Here is a 23,500-nt window from a genome sequence, read left to right as displayed (position 1 = left end):
CTCACGCTCCTTCGGCCGGGCCGAGCCGGCAACCGGTCAGATCCAGCAGTTCCAGCAGGAAGGCCAGCGGATCGGGCGGGCCCTCGCCGTTCGCGTACAGCCCGGCCAGCCGGGTGCGCCACTGCTGCTCCACCGGATCGGGCAGATGCGCCGCGCGCCGCCCGGCGGGCACCGCCCGTACGACGTCGCAGCCGTCCAGCGTCACTTGCGCGATCAGTACTTCCGGCACGCACCCGGAGGGGCACTCCACGACGAGCAGCGAACGAAGGACGCCGCGCAGATAGGCGGTCACGAGCGCGTACATCGCCTCCCACCGGGCCGTGTTCTCCCGTACACGGTTGCCGTCGGAGCGGGGCGGCAGATTCCGCAGGCCCTCCGTGATCGTGCGGTCGCACAGGTCGCCGTTGGTGTCGAGCCTGGGGAGCAGCCAGCCGAGCATGTCGTCGGCGGAGGGCGGCTGTTCGGCGCCGTCCCGCAGGGACTCCAGCATGGCCCGGTCCTCGCCCAGTCGACGGCGCAGCAGGTCGCAGACGCCGCCGGGTGCGGAACCCGGGTCGGGCAGCAGGCCCACCGCGAAGCGGTGTCCCTCCCGGACCCGGGTGGGCACACACGTCACCGGGGTGCAGCCGTCGCCGGGGTCGTAGGGGGCCGTGGGCTCGGTGAACTCCTCGTCGTAGCGCAGGTACAGGCCGTACGTACGCTCCGGTCCGGGCGGGCACGGATCGGGGCAGCCGCCGCCGGCCGCGCGGAACTCCCGGGCCAGGGCGACGACGTCGACGGTCTCCGGGCAGCTGACGGGGATGTCGTTGCCGGAGCCGTCGACTGCGTGCCCGACGCCGATTCGGACCGTGCCCCGGTCGCAGCCGCAGCTGACGGCCAGTCCGCACAGCACGGCGCCGAGGCCGTCGCCGGAGACGTACCGGAGCCGGTTGTGCGCGCGGAACCGGGCCGCCGTCCAGCCGATCAGCCGGTCCAGGTCGTCCTCGGTCAGCAGTTGCCCGGCGAAGAACACCGGGCGTACCTGCCCGCCCGCCCGGAAGCCGCTCGGAGCCGGACGTGATCCGGCGGTGCCGTCCGCGCCGCTTCCGCCGCAACCGCAACCGCAGTCGTGGTCCTGGCCGGTGCGGCGGGTGGCCGGAGTGGTGGTGTGGCTCTGCGACGTGTTCATGTCCGTCCTTCCCCGTCACTGCCGGGCGTGTCGCCGTCGTAGCCGTCGCCCTCGCCGTCATCGGCGTCGCCCGCGTCGTTGCCCGCGGTGTCGCGTGCGTCTTCGTCCGGCGGGCGCGGCCGCTTGTTGTCGATGAAGATCCAGCTCTCGAAGACCCCCGCGCCGCCCTGCCCGGTCCCGGACGTACGGGGCCCGGAGCCGTCCGGCGGCAACAGCCCCGTCCGGTGGGCGATCGGCCCACCGGGGCGAGGGACGAGCCCGCCGACGTGGGTACCGTCGACCGGATCGCCGCACACGTCCAGCACGAACGGGGTGCGCAGCACCAGCAGGATCCGGTCTCCGTCGTTGAGGTACTCGCTGTCGGTCTGCCGGATGGTGATCACGTCGGTGGTCTCGTGGCCCCCGTCGTCCGTCCCCTCCACCGTCCCCGTCGTTGCACCCGATCCGCCGACGTCGATCCGGGTCTCCAGCCGCAGCACGGTGCCGTGCACCCCGTGTCCGCCGGTGATCTGGAACAGGTCGGCGACGCCCGGGTCGCGGAGCGTGTCGGTGCGTACCCGGCGCGAGAAGCGGATGCGTACGCCGTCCGTGCCCAGCAACCGCCGGGCCTGACGGGTGGTCAGCCGACCGCCGTGCGGCCAGCCGATGGAGGTGATGACGGTGGCCGGCCGCCGCGACAGCGGCCGACGGACCTCGGGATGGACCTGGCGCGAGTGCAGGGGGCGGTCCGGACGCACCCGCTCCACCCGCGCCAGCAGCAGCCCAGGCCCGAGCACCCGGCCGTCGCCGCAGTGCGCGGAACTCTCGTACCCGCGGTCGTCGCCGCAACCCGGCGTGTCCGGATGCGGCGGGTCGCACGGTTCCGGATCCGGCTCACAGGTGGTCGCACGCAGCGCGAAACCCTCCCTGATGTGCGCGTACGCCAGGTGCGGGACGCCCTCACAGCCCTCGGTATGGACGGCGCGCACGTTGTCGACCGGTTCCTCGCAGTGATGGATCGTCAGATAGACGGTGACGCCCTCGGCGCCGCGTCGGATGTCTTCCTCCGCGCGGATCCGCTCGTGGTCGTCCAGCAGCGACCACAGGTCGAACCTCGGTCGCGCACCGCGGGCCACGATCACCTCGTCTCCGACGCGGTCCAGCGCCAGGCCGTCGGTCACCTCCAGCCAGGGGGCGGCACGTTCCGGGTCCGGGCAGTGCCCCGAGGGTGTCGGTACGGGCCGGGTCCACAGCCCGTACGCCACGCCGTGGCCGTGCAGTGCGAGATTGTGCAGGCGGTGCCGCGCCCGGAAGTACGTCTGTTCCTGACGGAGGTCCTGGGCGGACAGCAACTGACCGTGGAAGTACGTCAGCCGCCGCCGGCCGCCCAGGGGGGCGCTGTCGCGCCCCGTAGTACGCGTAGGAGCCGTCATGGTGTCCTGCCTTCCTCGCAGTCCCTGTCCGTGTCGCTGTCGCTGTCGTTGTCGCGGGGATGTCCGGGGCCGTCGAGGGCCACCGTGCGCAGGCCCGTCGCCGCTCTCCCGTCGAGCCGGATGCCGCGGTGCCCACAGCGGTCCGGCCGCAGTACGGTGCCCGAGCCCAGCGCGGAGTGGCCGGGCGGCGCCGGGTCGGGGCCGACGAGCAGCGTGTCGACGCCCACCCTGCTCCGCTCGCCGGCGATGAATCCGCCGCCGCCGACCGTCACCGAGGCCGCGGTGTGCGCCGGGGCGAGCCGTTCCACCAGGGCCCGCGCGGTCGCACCGTGCCGGCTCGCGGGGGTGCCGGGCGGGGGTGGCGGCAGCAGCACCCGGAACCGGAAGGCCACGCCGGTCACCGGATCGTCGTCCGGGTCGCCGAACGACCGCAGCGGCGCGCCGCCCGCGACCGCCCGGCCGCACGGGCCGCCCAGCCGGGTCCCGCGCACCGCGGTCCCGCCGAGCCGGGCTCGCGCGGTGGCGCGCCCGAACAGCCGCACCGCGCCCAGCCGGGCGTCGGAGTCCAGCGCGCCCCAGGGCGGAGCGGACGGCTCGACGATGGCCGGGCGCGCGCCGAGCACGATCTCAAGCGCCAGCGCCAGGCCCGCCGGAGTACCGCGCCGCCGCCGCAGCAGCGGGGCGGCGACGATCAGGCGGCGCAGTACCGCACCCGACACGCCCTCGGGAGCCGCACCGGATCCGGCCCCGCATGTCGGGACCGCGGCCCCGCGACCAGCGTCCTGACCGGCCCCGAAGTCCAGGTCGAGCCCCAACAGCCCGGCGAGCCACGGCAGTACGCCGTCGGGAACGCCGTCCGGGTCGAGCAGGGCGGGGGAGCGCTCGGCGGCTCGCTCCAGCGACTCGGCCACCGAGTCGAACAGCGCGAGGAACCGTTCCGTGAAGTCGTCGGCGGTCGGGTCCTCCCGGTACACCGCAGGCAGCAGCTCGGCGGAAGTGGCCCGTACGACGTCCAGCCGCGTCTGACGGACGGACGGGCCCGCCGACGCGGCGACGGAACGCCCGAGCAGCAGCCGCGCCACGAGATACCGCCCCGGAGGCTGGTCGACCAGGAAGTCCACCCGCCCGTCGGCGGCGGCCGACACGGTCTGCCAGTCGCCGTCGCCGGGCAGCGAACGAGGGTCGTCCCCGATCGTGGTCACCTGCACCACCAGCGCGGCGCCGACCGGCACATCGGCGTCGACGCGCACCCGGTGCCAGCGGCACCGCGAGACACCGCTGTCCAGCGGCTCGGTGACCAGTACTGCCTCGTCGACGCCTGCCGGGAGGACCAGGGCGTCGCCGTCCACGACAGGGGTGGGGAACGGCGAAGGGCCCGGCTCTGGCCGCCAGCCGGAGACGGAGTCCAGCAGCAGGTGGGTCGAGCCGACGGTGGCCGCGGTCATGCGGCACCTCCCGCTCCGGCGCCGACCGCGTGCGCGGCCGGGGCCAGGACGGAGACGGTGATCCGGCCGGCCCTGACCAGGGAATGAGCGGGCAGCCGCACATCGGCGCAGGGCGCCGTCGGCAGGCCGTCCACGGTCAGGGCCAGCAACGCCACAGCCGACACGTCGTCGTCGGCGAGCAGGTGCCGCAGCAGTGCGGTGTGGGTGAGAGCTCCGCCGAACGGCCAGCCGGCGCCGTCCGCACCGCCGTTCAGCGGATGCAGGTACCGCCGCAGCGACTCCTCGGCGCGGCGCGGTACCGCGGACCGGTCGGCGTGGACGACCGGTACCAGCATCACCCGGGCGTCCACCCGCACATAACGCGGCGCGGCAGTGACCACCGTCGGACCGGTCGGGGCTAGACGGTCGCCGAGGTGTGCGGCGACCGCCGCCAGATCGCCCGCCTCCGGGACGGGCGCGCCGGGCGTCGCCGGGTTCTCGTCGGGCGGCACGAGGTAGATGCCGACCACGCCGGGAAGCCGCGTGCCGGGATGGTCCGGGTGGTGCCCGGGTACGGCGTGCGCGCGGGCGATCCGGGCCCCTGGCGCACGCAGCGCCAGCAGCGCGTGGTCGGCCGGGGTGACCGCGCGTCCCGCCGTGCGGATCTCCGCCGCGCCGCGCCCGACGGTCGCATCGAACGCCTCGGCGTCGGTGCCCCCGGTCCCCGGCAGGGGGTTGGTCACCGACGCGACCCCGGCGACCGCCGTACGCAGGGTCGTCGCCGTCTCGGCGGGCACCGCGCCGGCCCGGCCGCCGCCGGTGCGGTAGCGGAGGGCCCGTACGTTCCCGATGCCCGGCGGCACGGCCACGCCGTGCACACCGTCGCCGAAGGTCAGTACACCGGTCGCCGGATCGAGGGTGAAGACCCGGTCGGCGGGACCGGCGTCGGCCAGGTCCGGCACTTCCCGCCACACGGCGGGCGCGGCGGACCCGGTGGACGAGCGTGCCGAGGGCGTCGGCGGGAAGAGCGGGGCGGACGCGTCGTCCGCCACTGTCACGGTGAGCGAACCCGGCACGACCGGCGTCTCGGCGACCCGCAGTCGCACCCCGGCGCCGCCGTCCGACTCCCCGGGGAGTTCAGGGGCGGGCGTCAGCACCTCGTCCCGTACGGTCCACGCGGCATCGGCCGACACCGCGTGCGGCCACACATCGGCGAGCAGCGGCGGTTCGGCGTACCTGCCGGACGCGATCCGTACCCGCAGCCAACGGGCTTCGGGCAGATGCGCACCGCCGGGCGGCCGCCCCGGCCGCCAGTCCCCGGCGCCGAGCCCCAGATGCACGGTACCGGTGGCCGTGAGCCCGCCGGTGCCGTCGGAGACCACCTCCGCGGGCCGCAACGTCGTCCCGTCCAGCACCGACCAGCGCAGGTCGGGCAGCGGCGGCAGGGCCGGAACGGCGGCGCCCCACGCCACGGAGGCGGGACCGCCGGGCCGCGGCGCGGCGACGAACCCCAGTGACACCCCGCCGGCCGGGGCCTCGGGTGCGGTGAACCCCAGCCACAGCGCCGACCCGGGCGCGGCGTCCGCACCGAACGGCGCGAACCCGTCGGCGTACGGTCCTTGACCGGGCGTCACTTCGTCGACGGGGCCCGGCAGGATGCCTTGTCCCGGCCGCCCCGTGGCCACGGTGGTCAGCTCGGCAGGGGACACCCACATGTCGTCCGCTGTCTCCAGGACGATCTCCGTACCGTTCGGCCCCGAGGCCGCCGCCTGGAACCCGGAAGGCACCTGGACACCTGGGCCGGCCGTCGCCGTGGCCGTCAGCCGCAGCAGCACACGCGCCGGCGTCGCGGGCAACGGCGAGATCCCGGCGATGCGCAGATGCTCCGTCAGCAGCTTGCGCGGCAGCCGGTCGACGCGCGCCGCCACCGCCTCGGCCATCAGCGCGTACAGGCGCAGCAGCGCCTCACCGGCGTCGTCCGGCCCGGTGCCGGTCCACTCCGGCGTGAATCCCGGCACGCGTGCCCGTAGCGCCGCGAGCAGTGCGTCGCGCCCGGCGCCGAGCAGCACCGGCGCCGCGTCGGCGTCCAGCACAGCGCCTCGGCCGCGCCCGGCGGACAGCGTCCACCAGGGTTCGTCCACCCCGGGAGCGGCCCGGTCGGCGGGGTCCTTGTCGTGTTCGGAGTTCATCGGGCGGCCTCCCCCGGCGGGCGGTTCGTGGCGCAGACGGTGATGTCGACGGGACCGGGCAGTTCGCCCGGCCGCAGCGGGACGTCGGCGCAGTCCTCGTACGCGGCGTCGTCGACGGCGATGCCGACCCCCAGGACCGGTGTGCGGTCTCCTGCCGCGGCAAGGGCTCGTTCGGCCGCGCGCAGCAGCGCCGATGGGCGCAGCGTTCCGCCGAAGGGCCAGCCGGAGGCGTCGTCACCGCCGACGAGCGGGTCGAGGAAGCGGTGGAGCGCCGCGGTGACAGTGGCGCGGCGGGCGGCGCCCTGAGCGGTGACCTGCCCGCAGGGTGCAGGGAGGGCCGACGCGGGGAGGGTGACACGGACCCGGACCGGCCGGTAGCGGGGCCCGGTGACGTACACGGTGGCGCCGATCAGGCGGGCCGCCACCAGCCGCGAGCGTACGGCGGCGAGGGTCCCCGGGTCCGGCCGCGGCAGCGGCACCGCGTCCTCGGCCTGCGCGTCGCCGGCGCCGCGCGGGGCCCGGGGGAGCACCAGGACGGTCACCGCTCCGGGCACCCGGCGGCACGGATGGCCGGGGCGGGCGCCGACCAGGGCATGGGCGCGGGCCAGGGCGACACCCGGAGTGCCGAGCGCGAGTTCCTCGTGATCGGCCGCGGTGACCGCACGCGTGACCTCGGCGAGGGCGTGGGCCGCCCGGCGGCGGGCGGCGGCCGGGGTCTCCGGTTCCGCACCGCCTTCCGCCGGGACCGGCGCCCGGGCCGTGCATCCCGGGTCGGCGGGATGGAGGTCGCCCGGCGCGCCCGTGAACACCCAGTTCCCGGGCGGGGCGTCAGGGAGGTTCGCGGCGAGGCCGGCCAGCGAGACGAACGCGGACAGCGCCGTCGCCGTACCCGTCGCCGCGGGCACCGGGTCGGCCCCGCCGTTGCCGGACGGCCCGCCGCCCAGTCGGTACGCGGCCCGCAGTACCGGCCCGGTCCCCTGGATGCCGGGCCGGGGGATCCGTCCGGTGCGGCCGTCGCCGAACCGCAGCACGCCGAACGCCCGGTCCACGGTGAACACCCGATCGCGGGGCCCGCTGAACGCGAGGTCCGGCACCGCCGACCACTCCCGCTCGCCGCCGTCCGGCTCGCGCAGGGCGAACCGTTCCACGTCGATCAGCCGCCCCGCGGCCCTGCCCGGCAGCGGCAGGACCAGGCCCGGCAGCGCGGGTCGGCGGGACAGCAGCGCGACGGTCTCCCCGGTCGCGTCCTCCGTCAGCTCCACCCGCCGCGCGTGGTGCGCGATGGCGGCGTTCGGGGTCAGCCGCCTCAGCCGAGGAGGCGCGCCGAACGTCGCCGACAGGGTGTCCAGCACGACTTCCGCCTCCGTGCCGCCCGCCGTTCCCGGCAGGCGGAGCCGGACCAGCCCGGAGCGCCGCAGCCCACCGGTGCCGTCGGTCACCGCGCCTTCCGGCAGCGGACGGGCGGCGCCCGCGGGCCCGTAGGACCAGACGAGCCGGGTCGGAGCCGGGACTTCGGCCTCCGCGCCGGCTCCCTGTCCCGCCCTCGTGGCAGCTTCCGCGTCCGCCTTCGCCGACCAGCCGTCGGCGGGAACGTCGCCGGCCGGGCCGTCCGCGTTCCACGGCCCCGCCGGCCGCTCCAACTCGACCAGCAGCGCCAGCTCCCCGCCGTCCGGGAAGCCCGAACCGTCCACCGACAGCCGTAGCCGCACCCGCGCCGGGGCGCCGAACGGCCCGGCCAGCGGCACCGGCCGGCCGGCCACGAGGTCGGCCGTGCGGTCCCGCTCCAGCTCCTGCCCGGCCCGGACCGCCAGGCCCGTGACGCGCAACGGCAGCACATCCAGAGCCCGTTCCACGAAGAAGTCCGCCCCCGGCCGGGGGTCCCGGCTGAACGACGCGCCGGCCCGCACCCGCAGCCGGGCGCCGGGACGGCTCGGCACCACCTGAAGCACCGTCACGGCGGCCGTCGCCGGTGCCGGGCCCGGCACCCCGAGCAGCCGCAGCACCGCGTGCACGACCGCGTCGGGCACCTGGTCGAGCCGGAACACCTGCTGCTCCAGCACGTACGCCTGGAGTTCCAGCAGCGTCACACCCGGGTCCAACGGCGAGTGCAGCGTCCAGCGGCCCCCCGACTCGGCGGGAATCCGGGACCGAACGGCGTCCGTCAACTCCTGCCAGGTCAGGTCGTCCAGACTCAGCGGCGGCAGCGTCACGGCGCACCCCCCGAGCCCGGGACGTCGGCACCGAAGGCACCGGCGCCGTCCATCAGCCCGGCCCCGCCGTCCAGGTAGTACGGAAAGACCAGCGTCTCCCGCCGCCCCGTCGCCCGGATCCGGTAGCCGACGGTCACCGTCACCTTCCACTCCTCGCCGGGCTGAGCCTCGGCCCGCACGAAGTCCGTGGCGGCCCGCACCTCGAAGTCGCGGATCGCGACCCGCACCGACTCCTCCAGTTCCCGCAGGGCCCGCGTACTGCCCGGCGCGAACACCAGCTCCGGCGCCCGCGTCCCCAGCTCCGGGCGCATCACGCGCTCGCCCAGCGCCGTGCGTACGAGCACCAGCAGGCAGTCCCGCACGCTCTCCTCCCCGGCCGCGTAGCCGATCCGGCCGCCCGCGTCCGGCAGCAGCGGGAACCGCCAGCCCTGCCCCAGGAAGGCGTCCGCGCCGCCCGGCGCGCCGCCGTTCACGGCGCCAACCGGACGGACGAGGAGACCGGGGGCCCGGGCAGCGGCGGCGTCGGCGGGCCCGTGGGGCCGGCGGCCGACGGGTGCACATGCGCGGAAAGCCAGGACCCGAGCTTCTCCCACACCACCGGGCTCAGCGACGCGCCGGTACCCAGGTTCACCTGCGCCGCGTCCACCGTCACCGACGCTGCCCTGACCGTGACCGGCCCGCTGCCGGCGCTGATCTCCACCGAGCCGTCGGCCGTGACCGTGACCTTGCCGCCGGAGGCGGTGCGCACCGTCACCGCCCTGCCGGCGTCGTCCAGTTCGATCCGGTGGCCGGCCGCCGAGGCCAGCCGTACCGACTCCCGCCCCGGGCTGTCGTCCAGGGTCAGGGTGTGGCCGTGCTTCGTGCGCACCAGCTTCTCGTCGCGGTCGGTCTCGCGATGCGTCGGCGGCTTGTCCTTGCCGTTGTAGAGCGAGCCGACGACGATCGGATAGCGCATGTCGCCCTGGAAGAAGGCGATCAGCACCTCGTCGCCCACCTCCGGTACGAAGCACACCCCGTAGCCCCGGCCCGCGTACGGCTGGGTGACGCGGCACCAGTCGGTGATGGTGGAGTCGTCGAACCACGGCAGCCGCAGCCGCACCCGGCACTCCTTCTCCGGATCGCCCTCGACCTGCTCCACCGTCCCGGTGGCCACCCCGTAGTACCGCTTGTCCACGGCCGTTCCCGGCATTCCGAGCACCGCCACCTCACCGCCCTTCCGAAGTACGCCGGGCCTCGAACGAGGTCAGGAACCCGGACGAGTTGAAGGAGTGCGCCACCTTCGTCGTGTAGTAGGTGCCGCCGAACCTGGCGCCGACCCCGCCGATCCGCAGGGTGTCGCCGGGCGCCAGCGCCGGTACGCCCACCAGCTGGCCCGCGCATCGGACGAACGCGTACGACCTGGCGCGCAGCACGCTCTCCGCGAGCGCCCTGGCCTCCTGCTGACTGCTCACCGGACGGTCCACGATGACCTCCTCGCGATCGCCCATCTCCTCGGCCGCCGCCTCGGGGCCGCTCCGTCCGGCGTCGCGCTCGGCGCGCAGGTCCTGCTGGGTGGCGCGGCCCACGATCGCCTGCTTGCGCACCGGGTCCCAGCCCCGCACCGTCACGGCGGCCACCTGGCCGGACAGGGTGAGGGTGGGGCGGAAGGAGATCAGGTTGGGCACGGGAGCCCGGCCCGGCCCGGGGCCCTGCGTGTAACTGCCCGCGTACCACAGGTCGAAGGTGTTGGTCGTGCGCGCCCGCGGCCCCGGCCTGCCGTCGGCCGGCCGGACGAAGTACAGCTTCTCCTGGCCGGTCGACGGATCCGGCGCGACGAAGACCTCCCGGTCGATGCCCTTGGCCCGGTCCAGCAGGAAGGCGATGTCGTCCTGGTTCTTCTGCACCACGAGCGGGTGCTGGACGCCCTCCTCCTCGGCCACCAGGGGCAGGTCGTGACGCTGGGCGATCACCTTCGCGACCTCCCAGTCCATGACCTTCTCGAACTGCTTCTGCTCGTTCGGCCGCGGCTTGCGGGACTTCATCTGCGCGGTGCGGTCCTGACAGGAGATCTGCACCGTCGGCGGCCCGGCGGCAGGGAAGTCCGGCTGCACGGTCATGACCTGACCCTTCGCCACCACCGGAAGGCGACCCTCGCCCGCGTAGCCCAGCCGCACTTGGAGCAGCTGCCCGGGGGAGAAGTGACCGGGATCGTCGAAGCGCAGCTCGCGCCGCTCCTCGTGCCAGTTGCTCAACGTCAGCGAGAAGGTCCCCGACTTGTCGAGCTCCCTGACGACCTGAATGTCCAGCAGGCAGCCGGGCAACTGGTCGGAGAGTCCCGGGGCACGCTCGACGGTGATCAGGAAGGCGGGGGCGTACGTGTCGGACGGCAGTGCGGTCGTGCCCGACGCACCCGGCCCGCCCCGCTCGCCGATGACCGTCACCGTCCCGCACCGCCGATCAGCGCCGGGACGGTCAGCGCCGTCCCCGGCACCAGCGCCCGAGGATCCGCCAGCGCGTTCGCCGCCGCCAACACCCGCCAGCGCCCCGGGTCCCGGTACACGGCCGCGGCGATCGAGGCGAGGGTGTCACCGCGCCGGACCGTCCACACCTTCTCGACGGTCGGCGAGCCGAGCGCCGAGGCGTACTGCTGCTCCTCCGCGGTCAGGAACTCCTTGAGGGACAGCGACACCTTCGCCCGGGTCGGCGTGCCGTCGCGGTCGAAGAGCACATAGGTGGACGACAGGCTCTCCAGCACCCCCGTGAACGACGGATTGGCACCCCACCGGAAGACCATCACCGGCGGCGCGTGCGTGGCGGAACGGCGCAGCGTCATGCTCTCCAGCGCGTCCAGCCACCGTTTCTGCACATCCCTGCTGGCCGGCACCGGCTCCTCGGCCGCGTCCACCAGCGCGTCGAGCTTCAGCACCCGCGCCCCGCCGCGGACGAACTGGAGCGTCGGGGAGTCAAGGCCCGGAACGGCGATCTCGGCGAAGCTCACCGACTTCGACACGGAGTACTCCGTCGGATTCAGCGGGAACACCAGTTCCGGCTCCCCGGCGGCGTGCAGCGGGCTGCCCTGCGGCGGCCGTACGGTCAGGGTCGCGCGCGTCGGCGCGGCCCCGTCCAGGACCGGGCCGAGCGCCGGCGCGGAGGCTGCGGGCGGAGCCATCAGGCACCACCGCAGCAGCCCGGCGCCGGCGCATGCCCGCTCGCCGGATCGTGCCCGGCGTCCTCGCCCGCCATGGCCGCCTCACCGGCCAGCAGCCGGCTGCGGGCCCGCTCGTTCTCCTGCCGCCTCGCCCACTCCTTGATGTGCTCCGAGAACAGCCGGGCGAAGACCGCCGTGTCGTCACCGCCGACCTCGAAGTCGACGGAAAGGTGATGAATCGTCAGCATGGTCCCTCTCCTGTTCCCACCCCACCGCGGGCGCGCGCCGCAGTCGCCGGCCCGCCCGGACCCCCGGCCATCAAGGCCCCAGCCCCTGGTCGACGGCGACCAGGCCCTCGTGCGCGATCTCCAGTTGCTCGACCGCCACTTCACTGCGCTCCGCATGCAGGTCCGGGCCGGTCCACTTCGACGCCAGGCCGCCTCGGAACGCCCATACGGAGCCGGGCACCCCGGCGGCGTCCAGCAGCAGTACCGCCCCGCTGCGCCGTGCGCCGAGGGGGTTGGCAAGGCCGGCCCGGTACCAGGCCCACAGCCCAGGGCCCCTGGCCACGCCCCCGTGGAGCACGATCCGGTTCCACGAGTGCCGCACCGGGAACTGCCGCACCCGGTCGTTCACCCCGCCCTCCGGGTACGCGGTCACCTCCAGCTGCGCCCCGAGCCCGGTCACCTGCTGGAACGCGCCCTGCGCGGTCAGCGGCAGCAACGCGGTCTGCTCGGGCGGCAGATGGGCGGCAGCCGGTCCGAGCACCACCAGAAACCGGTACTTGGGCAGTGGTTGCGTGAAGAACTCCAGCGCCTGTTCGGTCATCCCTCCACCACCTCCAGCCGGTCCCGCCGGCCCAGCACCAGCCGGACCGTGATGAACTCCATCGGTGCCGCGGGCGCCACCTCGACCTGGCAGACCAGCACGCCGGCACCGACCTGCTCCGGCGGATTGAGAGCGTTGTCGCACCGCACTCGGAACGCCTGCGCCGGGCGGTCCCCGGCGAGAGCGCCGGCCTCGTACAACCCCAGCAGCAGCTCGGTGAGCCCCTGCACCAGCAGCAGCCGCAGGCCGGGGGAGTGCGGCTCGAACAGCAGCGGCTCGGCCACCTCGCGGGCGGCCCGCACCAGTTGGTGGACCAGTCTGCGGTGGGCGACGAACCACCCCGAGCCCACTCCCTCGGCGTTCTCCGGCCGTACCGTCGTCCGCCCGCCCCACACCAACGGGCCCCGGCCCGGCGGACACCGCAGCAGGTTGGCGCCCGAGGCGAACACCGCCACCTCCTGCTCGGGCGTCAGCACATGGGTCAGGTCCACCACGTCCTCCAGGGACGCGTTGGCCGGTGTGGCGAACGCCCCCCGCTCCCGGTCCAGCCGCGCCACGACGCCGGCCACATGGCCGGAGGCCGGCACCGTACGCAGCGCGGGCAGTCCGGTGGCCACCGGATCGGGCACCCGCAGCGGCGGCCAGTACACCGCGCACGCCTGTGACCGTGCCGTGTCGTGACGCGCACGCAGGTCCCGCACCCAGTCCACGACCGCGTCGAGCGCCTCGGCCGGGCCGCCGGCCGGTCCGCCGGAAGCAGGGAGCGGCGGATCGAGGAGCGCGAGCCGGTCCATCGCGTCCGCGCACCCTTCGACCAGGAGGTCGGCCAGCGCCTCCCGCCGTCCGGGGCCGACCCCCGAAACGTCCAGGTCGGGCAGCGCCAGCAGCGCCGGTTCCGGCAGCTCCACCATTGTCCGTACCGCGGCGGCGTACGCCTCGGCCAGCCGCTCCCCGTCGCTCGGCGCCGTGCCGCCGGGCGCGGGCCCGCCACCGGCGAGCGCGACCATGTTCGTGCCGGAGCGGGCCACCGGCCCTGGCGGCGGGCCGTCGGGCACGAGCCGGACCAGCCGGGACGCGGCCGCGATCTCGCCGGGCAACCGTTCGGCGGGCAGCCAGCCGAACGACTCGACCGGCTCCCCGGGCGCCTCCACCCGGACCAGCACCCCGGTACGGTCCGCGGGCCCCGTCGCGCGGTGACGGATCGTCAGCCGGGTGCCGTCCGCCCAGCCGCCGGGCGACGCGGCGTCGACCCGGCAGCCCGTGGCCGGGGCGAACGGCCCGGGTGCCGCGGCCGGCCAGGCCGCCCCGGCGGTGACGGCTCCTGCGGCCTCCGCGCGCACCACCCACAGGGCCGTGCCGCCGTTGCTGAAGAACCCGCGCACCGAAGCGGGCAGGACGAGCCGCGGATCCAGGTCGCCGAAGACCGCCGCGAACCCCGCCCAGTCCGTGACGCGCACGGCGACCCCCACCGGCCCGCGCCGGGTGCGCCCCGCGAAGCACGCCACGTCGGTGCGCAGCGGACGTCCGGGCTCGGCGGAAGCAACCGCGACGGCCCTCAGGCCGGGCAGCGGCGAGACCCCCGAGGGAGGCCCTTGGGCGGGGACGGGTGCGGGTAGCGGTTCGGTCATGGCGGAGGCCCCGTCAGACGTCGATCTGGAGGTCTTCGACGGCGAGTTCCACCGTCTCCATGGCGACCTCGTTCTTGGTCGCGCCGAGGGACGGCCCGGTGTACTTCACCGGCCATGCCCGGTCGAAGTTCCAGCGCATGACTTCCTGCCGGTTCTCGTCGAGCAGCACGATCGTCCCGGCCGCGCGCAGGGTCTGGCCGTTCATCGACTTCTTGATCCAGTTCCAGAACTCGACGTGGCCGGTGACACCGCGCTTCAGCGTCAGGTTCGAGAACTTCTTCAGCCCCGGGATCTTGCGCACCCGGATGTCCTCGCTGCCGTTGCGGTAGTCGATCGGCTGCACATCGACGGTGAGTCCGGAGACCTCGGTGAAGGAGGCCTGCACATCCTGGCCGCCCGGTGCGACTCCGGTCACCTGGACGAGGAAGTTGTACGCGCCGTACGGATCGCTACGTTTGATCGGTGGCATCGCCTTCTCCTGCTTGTGTGCTGGGTCGGAGCCTGCGTCAGGCCGTCAGGGATTCACGGGTCGCCTGCTGGATCCGCACGATCACGAACTCGGCGGGGAAGACCGGGGCCACGGCGACCTCGCAGATCAGCCGCCCCTGGGCGAGATCGTCCTCGGTCATCGTGGTCCGGTCGCAGGCCACGTGGAACGCCTCCTCCGGGGTGGTGCCGGCGAGCGCGCCGCTGTGCCACACCGTGGTGAGGAAGGCGGTGATGCTCTGCCGTACCGACGCCCACAGCTGTTCGGCGTTGGGCTCGAAGACGACCCACTGCAGGCCCTCGTCGATCGACTCCTCGATGAAGAGGAACAACCGCCGGACGTTGACGTACTGCCAGCGGGTGTCGTCCGACAGCGTCCGCGCGCCCCACACCCGCTGCCCCAGATTCGGGAAGGCGCGGAGCGCGTTGATCCCGCGCGGGTTGAGCAGATCCTGCTCGCGCCGGGTGATGTCGGCCGCCAGGCCCGTCCCGGGGATCACTCCGCGCAGCACCGTGTTGGCGGGCGCCTTGTGCACCCCGCGCTCCACGTCGGTACGGGCATACACGCCGATGAGGTGTCCGGACGGGGGAGCGGCGGCCGGGGCCGCCGCGCCGCCGGGGTCGGGCACGCGCAGCCACGGGTAGTACAGGGCGGCCCGGTCGGTGGACAGGGCGGCCCGGAAGTCCCGGATGCCTTCCAGGTCCGCGTTCGGAGGCCCGTCGAGCACCGCGAAACGGTCGCCGAGGGCCGTGCAGTGCGTGATCAGACCGTCCAGCACCGTGCCGTTCCACACGCCGGGCACGGCGCACATCGCCACCTCGTCGATGTCCTCCAGCGCCTGGATGCCGGTACGTCGGCCGCTGCCGCCGTCCAGTCCGACGTAGTCGGCGGCGGTGAGTCCGCTCTCCCCGGCGGAGCCCTTGGTCAGGGTGAGGCCGATGAAGGGTTTGAAGAGCTTCGCCGGCGGGAGGGCGGCCGGCACCGCCGCCTTGAGCCTCGCCGGAGCCCCGGTGGTCACCGTGACGTAGTTCGAGCGGTCCACGACCTCTTTGGCAAGGGCCTTGAGGTTCGCGGCGCGGAAGGTCTCCGTGACGGGCGGTGTCCCGGCGGACACCTCGCGCACGGCGGCCTCGAAGTCGACCTGGACGAGGGTGTCCCCCTTGGCGACCGCAGGCGCCGGCGCGGCAGGAGCGAGGGTGAACTCGAATCCGCCTTGTGCGGCCGGTGAGCCGTCGTCGGCCAGCAGGTGGAAGGTGGGGTCGCCGACTCCGGTGGCCCGGATCAGCACGACCCAGACCCCTGTCTTGAGCCCGCCCTTCTGCGCGACGACCACCTTGGCGGGGTCCGGCGGCGGGGCGTCCGGCGCGGGATCCGGCGGATCGGCGACCACCAGCGGGAACCGGCCCGCCTCCACGGCCCGTACGTCGAACCGCAGGTCGTTTCCGCCGGCCCCGGGCTGCGTGGCCTCGACGAGCAGCTCGAAGTCCGTCGCGCCGGGCGCCGGTTTCTGCTCGGCGGCCGGTTTCAGGGCCCATGCCGCCGCCTGCGCGTCCGCCGGCGCGGGCACGACCCGCTTGATGAACAGCTTCTGGCCGCCGTTGTCGAAAAAGCCCTTCACCGCGAGCGGCAGCAGCCACCAGCGGATGCCGCGGTCGTCGGCGGCGTCCGTGCCGGCCTTGTCCGGCGGGGTGAGGAAACCGCCGAACAGGCGGTGGAAGTCCAGCATGCTCGTGACGAGCCGGGGCTTTCCCGACTCCGGGCCGCGCGCGGTCACCCCGACCATGCCCGCGATGCTGGTGGCCACCCCCGCGATGGGGCGTGGGCCGGTGGAGATCTCTTCGACGTAGACGCCGGGGCTGAGGTATTCGGGCATCGCGGCTTCCTCCGCTACGGGATGTCGATCGCTACGGCATTTCGGTTGCTGCGGAATGTCGACCGCCACGGACTCCGGCCCACCGAGGTCGGTCGCTTCAGAGTCGCTGCGCGATTCGGCAGCCATGGGAGTCGGTTGTTGCGGGAGTCCCTTGTGAGTGCGTCGGGCTTCACGGATGCCGGTCGCTACGGCACTTCGATGACGAATCCGGTCGCGGTGATGTCCTGGGCCGGCAGATGGACCGTCACCGGCGGACCGCCCCGGCCGGGCGGGCCCGTCACCGTCACCGTGAACCACTCGGTGTCCGCGTCCGCCACCGCCCCGGCGGCAACCCGGCTGCCCGGGCCCCGCAGCGGCAGTCGGAACGCGCCGTCCCGCGCGGTCGCGGCGAAGTCTGTCCACGCCTCGCCGACAGGTGGGATGTGCCCCGGATCGTCCCGGGCCCCGGCGGTCACCAGGGCGCCGACCACCGGCGACCCGGGCGGCGGTCCGACGGCCGATCTGGGCATGACGGGGCGGCGCGCCACCACCCGTCCGCCGAGCAGCCGGGTCTCGGGCGGGAACGGATATGCCGGCAGCGGCAGCAGCAGGACCGGGGTCACCGCCGGCACTCCGGACGCCGGAGCGTCGAACTCCACTCCGTCCGGATGCTCGGCATCCAGCAGGTACGGCGAGACCAGCCGGACGCGCATCCGGCACACGCCGTGCTCCCCACCCGGCGGACGCCCGGCGGGCACCGCCAGCGACGGCATGAGACGGGCACCGGTCGGTGTCGTGACCACTCTCGCGCTCTTCTCCGGCGACCACCGACCGTCGTCGTCCCGCCGTTCCACGACTGCCGTCACGGGCAGCGCGGGCGGCCGTCCGGTGAAGGTGTCCCGCGGCATCAGACAGACCGGGCCGGGAGTCACCCGTACGGTGTCCGTCGGCACCGCGCGGTCCGCCGTCACGACTCGGCCCCAGCGGTGCCGAGACCGACCGCGGCCTCGGAGACCGGCGCGGTGACAGACACATCGCGGGAGCCCAGATTGACCACCCGTACCTCGTAGTTGAGGGAGAGCCGGTACGGCTGCGAGATCGCCCACCACACCTTGGCGCGCTCGTCCAGCGTCAGCGGCGCCAGCCGCAGTTTCAGCGACTCGCCCGCCTGGAACGACATCCCCGCGGCTCGCAGGATCGCGTCGTCGTACAGCGCCCGCATGGCCCGGCCGAGCACATGCTGCTGGGCGGCGGGCCCGCCGCCCACGGGAATCAGCAGATACCGCAGCAAGAGCGCCATGTCGGCCCGCCGGGTCTCCTGGTGGACCGCCCCGGTGACCGGATCCTCGACCAGCGTCTGCCGGGGCCCCCGATTGCGTGCACTGGGGTCCTCGGTCACCTCGTACAGAAAGAGCTGGAGGCCCACCTGCCCGCCGCCGGACTGCCCCGCGACGAGATCGACCAGCTCGACCACGGGCGCCGAGTCGGGATCCTTCACGGCTTCGGTCAGCACCCGGACCAGAAGCTCCGACACATCCCCGACGACATCGGTACCACCCACCGCGATCACCCCCTGGCGCCGGGCCCCGCCGCTTCCCCCGGGCGTACGGCCTCCTCACGAAGGTAAGGCGCCACGGTGTGCCAGTACTTCCGGGAAATCCCTAGGTTGCCCACCCCGAACTCCGGCCAGAGCAGAGGCCGATCCATCCGGCCCGGTCGCCTGCTTCGAGTGCCATGGTCATGGCCGGACGATGGTTGGTGGTGCTGACAAGGCAGGGGCCGCACGGTGGCCATCGGTCGTGAGACTTCGGTACCGCTAGATATAGAACGGCGGTGGTCAGTCCGTCGCTTCTGGCGCGAGAAGGTAGAGCTGTGTCGTTCGATCGCCTCGCGGCACGTGTACCGCTACGCGGCCCATCATCCCGATCGGGTGCGCCCGTATCCGTCGGACGTGAAGAACGCACAGTGATCGCGGAGGCAGTTGGGTGATCAAGCTCGGCTGGGGGGTGTACGGAGCGCGACGACCTGTGTGATGCGGGCACACAGGACGTCCTGCTCGTCGTTGATGTCGACCTCGACGGTGACCGTGTTCCGGCCGACGTGCAAGGGCCGTGCCACCGCGAATGCGCCTGCGCCGCGCACCGGCCTTAGGAACAGCGTGTTGGACTGCATGGTCGCAGGCAGGGCGCCCTCTGGCCCGTTCACTGCGGCACACACCGCGGCCGCCACGTCGGCCAGTCCCATCAGCGCGCCGCCGTGCAGGCCGCCGCCCAACGTGGACAAAGCCGATGCGTAGTCGAGCCGGGCGCGAACCTCCGGCGCACTGATGGCGACAAAGTGCACGCCGAGCGTTTCCGCGAACGGTGCGAGGGCGTAGATCTCCTCAGCGGTGACAGTCATCAACTACCCTTGGTATGTAGAGTTAAGTTAACGCCGACAAGTTACATGCGGCGGCCCTGGTCCACAACACGGAGACGAGTGACGTGATGACATCCACTACCTCTCGCGGCATCGGCTCCGAGGCGGCCGACTCTTCCGCCTCGCAGGGCAGGTGTTGACGATGGACCAGCTCGACTCCGAGTCATCCACTCCCGCCGTTGCAGCGCCGCGGCGGCGCCGGGCGCAGCGCGGGGACGGTGCGCGATTGCGCGACGAACTTGTCGAGGCGGCCGAGCTCCTGCTTGACAAAGCTGGTGAGGACGCGGTCACCATCCGGGCCGTGGCACAGGCGGTGGGGGTCAGCCTTCCGGCGGTCTACCTGCACTTCGGTAGTCGTCTCGAGCTGCTACACACCGTGTGCCTACGCGTTTGGGGCGAGCTGGGCGACTGGATGGGCGATGCCGACGCCGCCTCGCACGACCCGCTCAATGCCCTCCACCAACGTTCGGTCGCCTATGTGCGGTTCGGGCTGGCTCATCCGGTCCGCTACCGTCTCGTGATGACCGGCCCCACCACCGCCGCCAGCGGGCAAGTAGCCTCGTCCTGTTTCCGCTTCCTGCGTGGAACGGTCCAGCAGTGTGTGGAGGCAGGCGCGCTCCGCGGCGACGCGACAGCCCTCACCAGAGCCATCGCAGCCGCCTTGCACGGCGCCGTCGCCCTGCTCATCTTCCAGCCGCCCGAGAGCTGGCCCGAAGACGTGGACGGATTCGCTGACGACATCGCAACCCTTGCGACACGAGGCGCGGCAGCGATCGAACCTCGATCGGTGGCCGGACAGCAGCGAATTGACTCCTCCCGCTCCTGAAGGGGCATTCCTGGCTCACCTCGCCTGACAGCTAGAAGGTGGCTGGGCTCACAAGATCAACACGAGTCGGGATGTGGCCAGCCCGGACCAGCATCACGCGGGCGGAGTTCTTATCACGGGGCGATACAGCTCCGCACGCGGTGCAGGCATAAGTTCGTTCGGAAAGAGGGAGTGCGTGTTTGGTTCTTGCTCCGCATTGCGCGCAGTCCATGGTGGTGTGCGCGGGGTTGGACCAGGTGCACGGCCCGGCCGTGCTTGCGGCCCATCTCGACCAGGGCCTTCTTTGTGGCACAGAGGCCTTTCAGCGTTGCCGCTTCAGAGTGAGCACGGCCGCGGAGATTGAAGACATTCGGTTCGGACTGCACCGGGACTTGTGGAAGATGCGCCAGGACTTCAGTCGTGCGACGCCGCGTTCGACCGGTGCCCGTGCCGCGGCCGGCGCTCGGCTGATGGTTTGCTGGTTCGGGGTGAGGTCACGGCCCCGCAGGCGTCTGGGGGGTGTTGTCACCCATGGGCCGACTCCCATGTAGGTGCGGTCGGTGAGGATCGGGACGCCCTGGCGTTCACAGATCCGGATGATCCGGTGGGCGCGGCCGCAGTGAGATCGTGCGCGGCCGGGCATCGTCGGCGTGATCCACAGCAGCCGCCCGCCGGGGCCGGTCACCTCCTGCACGTTCACCCCGTGTCGGCGGTGCTTGTGGGAGTAGTCGGCCCGGCTGTTGCCGACCCGTTCGCACTCGGCAAGGGTGCCGTCGAGCAGGACGTAGTCCGGGTCCGTCTCGCGCACAGCACGCAGCAGGCCGGGAGCCCGGTCGGCGAGCAGGTCGACGACGGCGCTCGTGGTAGGTGTGGGCTGTGCCGACGGAGATACCGAACCCGCTGGGCGGGGGTGTCGTGCCGGCGCAGGCACACCAGGCCGACCAGGGCACGCTGGTGCGGTGGGAGCTTGCAGCGGCGGTCACCCTCGCGGGTGATGAGGAGCATGGTGACCCACTCGACCAGGGCGTGAGGCAGGTCGAGTGCGGCAGAATACGAAGCTAACGCGGCTCCTGTGCCTGTGGGTTGAGACTTCGAACACCTCCCTCAACGGCACGGGAGCCTCGGCGTTGCGCAAGGGCTCACTGACACCAAGTCGCTCCGACAATCGGCCGCCGATGCGGGCATGACGATCACCACGCCAGTGGTGAAGACTGGATAGATGCGACCTCACGCCCCAGGCGGACTCCTGTTCGTAGCGCTCGGTCTCATCCTTGTCGCCGCCGGCTACATCTGGAGGGGACGTGTCCTGCGTCCCCTCTCGGCGAAACGCGCCCAGGCAGCCGCGATCCGGGATCGTTCCAGAAACCTGCTGCGCTCTGCGGACATGGCAATCGTCGGAGCGCGTCGACGGGCCGCACACGGCGAACCGGCCATCGTCACGGTCGGAGACGTGACCAGGGTGGCGCGCCAGCACTACGGGTACCTCTTCGTGAAGCGCGAAGAAGCAGCCGCCGCCCTCCGCCAGCGCTATGAGGCTGCCGACTGCCGGGCGGACTGCATGACCGACGCTTTCAACTGACTGGCTCCCCGGCAAGTCCTTGACGCCAGAGCACCGGAGCTGTCACCTGACAGGTGGTCACGCTGAAAATGCTCAATGGGCCAGAGACCCAGAGTCGACCCCAGGTTTTGTGCGGGTGGGGACACAGAGCACTGCAGCATTGCTGTCGACTTCTTTACAAAAGTCGCCTGTTGAGCCTTGGTCGGATAACGCGGGGTGCCGTTCGTGAAGTCGATGAGCGCGTATTCGGTGAGCCAGATCGGCTTCTTGTGGCGCTGGTGCACGGCCTGGAGGTAACTGCGCAACTGTGCTGTCGCGCGTGTGGCGTCAAAGTCCGCGCCATACCAGTGCAAGGGGATGAAATCGACCTTGTAGTCACGGGCAGTGGCACCCTTCATGAACCGGTCGAGCCAGCCACCGGCGACATCACCACCGGTCGCGACCGCTGGAGCGCTGAGCCGCATTCCGGTCGACTCCAGCCGGGGCCAAAGGCCGAGTGCCTCCTTCACAGCCATGTGTGCCTGGTCCGAGCGGTCGGGCTCGTTGAAGCCGAGCAGGATTCTGCCCTGCTCCCTGGCCCGGTGCAGCTCCGCAGCGGTCACCGATCCTGCGTCGTGCATCATCGGCTCGAACTCCACTCCGGCCGGAGCCTTGATCCCGCCCCGGCCGGAGGATCAGGTGTAGAACCAGCCGACCCTCGCGTCGGAGAGAGCCCTAGTGACACCGTCGAACTTCCAGGCACTCACACCCCTTTTCTGCACCGCAGTCGCGGACCCGCCGATGTCGGCGCCCGACGGCGGCATCGTGGAGGCTCAGCCCTGTCCGCCGACCAGGAGCACGGCCGGCAGCGCGAGCGGCAGGGCGAGAATGCGGATCTTTCGCATGTGACGTACCAACTCTCCGTCTTTCATCGTGACTTGTCGGTGAACCTATCCGGCAGCGACCAGTGACTTCGGTCAGAAATTGCTCGGTCAACGACAGTTGTTGCCTTGCCCTGGGAAGTCCGTCCGCGTGTGCCGAATGGCGGCCGTTTCGAAGGCTACGGTGAGCGCATGCGACCTCTGATCGACCGAGCGGGTCATGACTTCGAAACCGAGGCCCTCGTTGTGCGCACGGATTTCTCGGACGATGGAGCCTGGCGGGTGGTCGTCGACCAGCTCGCCGAGGGCTGCGCCGAGTACGAGAGGGACACCCACGTGGTGGATGACCGGGCCTTCGACGGGGCGAGTCCGGAGGAGGTGGTGGTGTCCACTCTGCTGGGTGATCCGCGTCTGGAGGTCGTGTTCCTCGCCGATGCCGCTTCGATGAGGGGTGAGTACGCCCTGCTCGCGGTCTCGACCAGGGATGAGGAACTGGACGAGGGCGATGACGAACTGGGCTGTGTGTTCCGGCTGCTGCCTGCGCTGGTCAATGAGATGCACGTGAACCTGGCCATCGGACACCTCGATTTCTGGGAGTACGCCCATGCGGCGGCCCAGGACCCGGGTCAGATCCTCCGAACCTGATGGTGCGAGCGGAGAACACCGAACCGTGAAGATCGAAAGGCTCACCGAACTCCAGATCGGTGCGATGTCCGACGGACGCGACGTGAGGTCCACGGTCCGAGGACCTGCCACCTCCGCGAGGCGCGGAGCCTCCTCGGTCAGAGCACTCCCAACGCCATATTCCCGCGCGGCCTCGTCCACGTCCTCGATGCGAGCTCGCAGACCGGAGGGCCAGGGAAACATGACCAACGTCAGCATCGCGACTACTTCACCGTCGACCCGCGCCACCAACACCGTGTTCGCATCGCTGGCGAGCAAGCGCTGCACTGCCTCGCGATCCGGCGGGCCGGCTGTGCTCGAAAGCTGAGGCAACAAGCGCGCGAACGCCTCAACCGACTCGTCGTTCGCTTCACGACGACCACAACCTCAACGCTCGTGATCTCGACCCTGCAGAGCACGTCTCATCTCGAGGCGGCACCCCAAAGAGCGATCCACGTGTAGTCCGGGGACAACGACTTCACGCCCAGCCAGTGGCAGCCGCTGCGAGGAAGGTGCCGACCAGCGGTTCAGCGTCGGCTACTCGCCGTTGGGGTGCGCAGTGGATCCGCTGTCGTGCCAGAGCGGGCCGCCGCCGACCTGGCCACGCTCGCCCTGCCTGCGCTGCCCGCCGACGAGCCGGGAGCGATGAGCGCACTGGCCGTTTCGACCACGCCCTTCCCCGCACACGGCCTTGAAGTTCGTCAACTTGCGTCACCTCACCGGGCAATGACCCGCGTCCGGCGTGCCGTCCACACCTCAGCAAGCCCGCCCGGGCGGCTGACGGCGCAGAATCTGGCCGACATACTCGCCGACCCCACGGCTCCGACCGTGACCGAGGCGCTGCCACTGCTGTCCGTGACGGCCCACCAGG

At 72.6% G+C, this 23,500-nt stretch carries 20 protein-coding genes and 3 pseudogenes; 2 read left to right on the top strand and 21 right to left on the bottom strand.

What is annotated here, in order from left to right; translation table 11 throughout:
• Window position 1: 1 nt before the first annotated feature.
• The 17 genes from CP983_RS00290 to CP983_RS00210 form a co-directional block, all read right to left on the bottom strand.
• Window positions 2–1,168, bottom strand: a complete 1,167-nt coding sequence (locus tag CP983_RS00290) for a hypothetical protein (protein ID WP_150498026.1) — start codon at window positions 1,166–1,168, stop codon at window positions 2–4.
• Entirely contained in the window at window positions 1,165–2,580 is a 1,416-nt protein-coding gene (locus CP983_RS00285) for a hypothetical protein (protein ID WP_150498025.1), read from the bottom strand. Before CP983_RS00285 ends, CP983_RS00290 begins: the two co-directional genes overlap by 4 nt.
• Window positions 2,577–4,025 (bottom strand): hypothetical protein, encoded by a 1,449-nt coding sequence (locus CP983_RS00280; protein ID WP_150498024.1) that lies wholly within the window; start codon window positions 4,023–4,025, stop codon window positions 2,577–2,579. The genes CP983_RS00285 and CP983_RS00280 overlap by 4 nt, the downstream gene beginning before the upstream one ends.
• Window positions 4,022–6,193, bottom strand: coding sequence for a putative baseplate assembly protein (locus tag CP983_RS00275; protein WP_150498023.1), 2,172 nt, complete (start codon window positions 6,191–6,193; stop codon window positions 4,022–4,024). The genes CP983_RS00280 and CP983_RS00275 overlap by 4 nt, the downstream gene beginning before the upstream one ends.
• Entirely contained in the window at window positions 6,190–8,403 is a 2,214-nt protein-coding gene (locus CP983_RS00270) for a baseplate J/gp47 family protein (protein ID WP_150498022.1), read from the bottom strand. Before CP983_RS00270 ends, CP983_RS00275 begins: the two co-directional genes overlap by 4 nt.
• Window positions 8,400–8,876, bottom strand: coding sequence for a GPW/gp25 family protein (locus CP983_RS00265; RefSeq protein ID WP_150498021.1), 477 nt, complete (start codon window positions 8,874–8,876; stop codon window positions 8,400–8,402). Before CP983_RS00265 ends, CP983_RS00270 begins: the two co-directional genes overlap by 4 nt.
• Window positions 8,873–9,607, bottom strand: coding sequence for a phage baseplate assembly protein V (locus CP983_RS00260; protein ID WP_229914586.1), 735 nt, complete (start codon window positions 9,605–9,607; stop codon window positions 8,873–8,875). The genes CP983_RS00265 and CP983_RS00260 overlap by 4 nt, the downstream gene beginning before the upstream one ends.
• Window position 9,608: 1 nt before the next feature.
• Window positions 9,609–10,823, bottom strand: coding sequence for a phage late control D family protein (locus CP983_RS00255; protein ID WP_150498020.1), 1,215 nt, complete (start codon window positions 10,821–10,823; stop codon window positions 9,609–9,611).
• Window positions 10,820–11,551, bottom strand: coding sequence for a CIS tube protein (locus tag CP983_RS00250; protein ID WP_150498019.1), 732 nt, complete (start codon window positions 11,549–11,551; stop codon window positions 10,820–10,822). The genes CP983_RS00255 and CP983_RS00250 overlap by 4 nt, the downstream gene beginning before the upstream one ends.
• The gene (locus tag CP983_RS00245) at window positions 11,551–11,778 is read right to left on the bottom strand and encodes a putative phage tail protein (RefSeq protein WP_107911038.1); all 228 of its coding nucleotides are present in this window, start codon (window positions 11,776–11,778) and stop codon (window positions 11,551–11,553) included. The genes CP983_RS00250 and CP983_RS00245 overlap by 1 nt, the downstream gene beginning before the upstream one ends.
• A gap of 70 nt (window positions 11,779–11,848) precedes the next feature.
• Complete coding sequence (locus CP983_RS00240; protein WP_125523678.1) at window positions 11,849–12,358, bottom strand: phage tail protein; 510 nt, start codon at window positions 12,356–12,358, stop codon at window positions 11,849–11,851.
• Complete coding sequence (locus tag CP983_RS44545) at window positions 12,355–13,986, bottom strand: phage tail sheath subtilisin-like domain-containing protein (protein ID WP_150498018.1); 1,632 nt, start codon at window positions 13,984–13,986, stop codon at window positions 12,355–12,357. Before CP983_RS44545 ends, CP983_RS00240 begins: the two co-directional genes overlap by 4 nt.
• A gap of 13 nt (window positions 13,987–13,999) precedes the next feature.
• Window positions 14,000–14,455, bottom strand: coding sequence for a phage tail protein (locus CP983_RS00230; protein WP_150498017.1), 456 nt, complete (start codon window positions 14,453–14,455; stop codon window positions 14,000–14,002).
• Window positions 14,456–14,492: 37 nt separating this feature from the next.
• The gene (locus tag CP983_RS00225; RefSeq protein ID WP_150498016.1) at window positions 14,493–16,346 is read right to left on the bottom strand and encodes a phage tail sheath family protein; all 1,854 of its coding nucleotides are present in this window, start codon (window positions 16,344–16,346) and stop codon (window positions 14,493–14,495) included.
• A gap of 185 nt (window positions 16,347–16,531) precedes the next feature.
• Entirely contained in the window at window positions 16,532–17,296 is a 765-nt protein-coding gene (locus tag CP983_RS00220; protein ID WP_150498015.1) for a hypothetical protein, read from the bottom strand.
• Window positions 17,293–17,886: a Pvc16 family protein gene (locus tag CP983_RS00215; RefSeq protein ID WP_150498014.1), complete on the bottom strand. Its 594-nt coding sequence runs from the start codon at window positions 17,884–17,886 to the stop codon at window positions 17,293–17,295. Before CP983_RS00215 ends, CP983_RS00220 begins: the two co-directional genes overlap by 4 nt.
• 428 nt (window positions 17,887–18,314) lie before the next feature.
• Window positions 18,315–18,725: a PaaI family thioesterase gene (locus tag CP983_RS00210; protein ID WP_150498013.1), complete on the bottom strand. Its 411-nt coding sequence runs from the start codon at window positions 18,723–18,725 to the stop codon at window positions 18,315–18,317.
• 160 nt (window positions 18,726–18,885) lie between these two features.
• Here CP983_RS00210 and CP983_RS00205 point away from each other — a divergent pair, with 160 nt between their 5' ends.
• Entirely contained in the window at window positions 18,886–19,569 is a 684-nt protein-coding gene (locus tag CP983_RS00205; RefSeq protein WP_150498012.1) for a TetR/AcrR family transcriptional regulator, read from the top strand.
• Between the two features lie 43 nt (window positions 19,570–19,612).
• Here CP983_RS00205 and CP983_RS00200 read toward each other — a convergent pair.
• From CP983_RS00200 to CP983_RS00185, 3 genes and pseudogenes are all read right to left on the bottom strand, one after another.
• Window positions 19,613–19,859: pseudogene (locus tag CP983_RS00200) on the bottom strand (zinc ribbon domain-containing protein); the annotation flags it as partial.
• 11 nt (window positions 19,860–19,870) lie between these two features.
• Window positions 19,871–20,553, bottom strand: a pseudogene (locus CP983_RS00195) (transposase).
• A 522-nt stretch (window positions 20,554–21,075) separates the two neighbouring features.
• Window positions 21,076–21,744, bottom strand: a complete 669-nt coding sequence (locus CP983_RS00185; protein ID WP_268256167.1) for a glycosyl hydrolase — start codon at window positions 21,742–21,744, stop codon at window positions 21,076–21,078.
• A gap of 351 nt (window positions 21,745–22,095) precedes the next feature.
• On the opposite strand from CP983_RS00185, the gene CP983_RS43700 reads away from it, so the two are divergent.
• The gene (locus tag CP983_RS43700; RefSeq protein WP_167537623.1) at window positions 22,096–22,611 is read left to right on the top strand and encodes a DUF6924 domain-containing protein; all 516 of its coding nucleotides are present in this window, start codon (window positions 22,096–22,098) and stop codon (window positions 22,609–22,611) included.
• Between the two features lie 69 nt (window positions 22,612–22,680).
• Here CP983_RS43700 and CP983_RS44540 read toward each other — a convergent pair.
• Window positions 22,681–23,030, bottom strand: a pseudogene (locus CP983_RS44540) (GNAT family N-acetyltransferase); the annotation flags it as partial.
• Between the last annotated feature and the right edge of the window lie 470 nt (window positions 23,031–23,500).

The sequence above is a fragment of the Streptomyces chartreusis genome (assembly GCF_008704715.1).
Classification (GTDB): domain Bacteria; phylum Actinomycetota; class Actinomycetes; order Streptomycetales; family Streptomycetaceae; genus Streptomyces; species Streptomyces chartreusis.
Note: the sequence above shows the minus strand (reverse complement) of the source record. Positions and strands in the feature narration are given on the sequence as shown.

What these genes read in the sequence shown, in the direction of transcription:
- CP983_RS00285 (WP_150498025.1), bottom strand. Translation starts at nt 2,580, where the DNA reads ATGACGGCTCCTACGCGTACTACGGGGCGCGACAGCGCCCCCCTGGGC.
- CP983_RS00210 (WP_150498013.1), bottom strand. Translation starts at nt 18,725, where the DNA reads ATGACTGTCACCGCTGAGGAGATCTACGCCCTCGCACCGTTCGCGGAA.
- CP983_RS00275 (WP_150498023.1), bottom strand. Translation starts at nt 6,193, where the DNA reads ATGAACTCCGAACACGACAAGGACCCCGCCGACCGGGCCGCTCCCGGG.
- CP983_RS00245 (WP_107911038.1), bottom strand. Translation starts at nt 11,778, where the DNA reads ATGCTGACGATTCATCACCTTTCCGTCGACTTCGAGGTCGGCGGTGAC.
- CP983_RS00225 (WP_150498016.1), bottom strand. Translation starts at nt 16,346, where the DNA reads ATGCCCGAATACCTCAGCCCCGGCGTCTACGTCGAAGAGATCTCCACC.
- CP983_RS00230 (WP_150498017.1), bottom strand. Translation starts at nt 14,455, where the DNA reads ATGCCACCGATCAAACGTAGCGATCCGTACGGCGCGTACAACTTCCTC.
- CP983_RS00290 (WP_150498026.1), bottom strand. Translation starts at nt 1,168, where the DNA reads ATGAACACGTCGCAGAGCCACACCACCACTCCGGCCACCCGCCGCACC.
- CP983_RS00205 (WP_150498012.1), top strand. Translation starts at nt 18,886, where the DNA reads ATGGACCAGCTCGACTCCGAGTCATCCACTCCCGCCGTTGCAGCGCCG.
- CP983_RS00240 (WP_125523678.1), bottom strand. Translation starts at nt 12,358, where the DNA reads ATGACCGAACAGGCGCTGGAGTTCTTCACGCAACCACTGCCCAAGTAC.
- CP983_RS44545 (WP_150498018.1), bottom strand. Translation starts at nt 13,986, where the DNA reads ATGACCGAACCGCTACCCGCACCCGTCCCCGCCCAAGGGCCTCCCTCG.
- CP983_RS00250 (WP_150498019.1), bottom strand. Translation starts at nt 11,551, where the DNA reads ATGGCTCCGCCCGCAGCCTCCGCGCCGGCGCTCGGCCCGGTCCTGGAC.
- CP983_RS00280 (WP_150498024.1), bottom strand. Translation starts at nt 4,025, where the DNA reads ATGACCGCGGCCACCGTCGGCTCGACCCACCTGCTGCTGGACTCCGTC.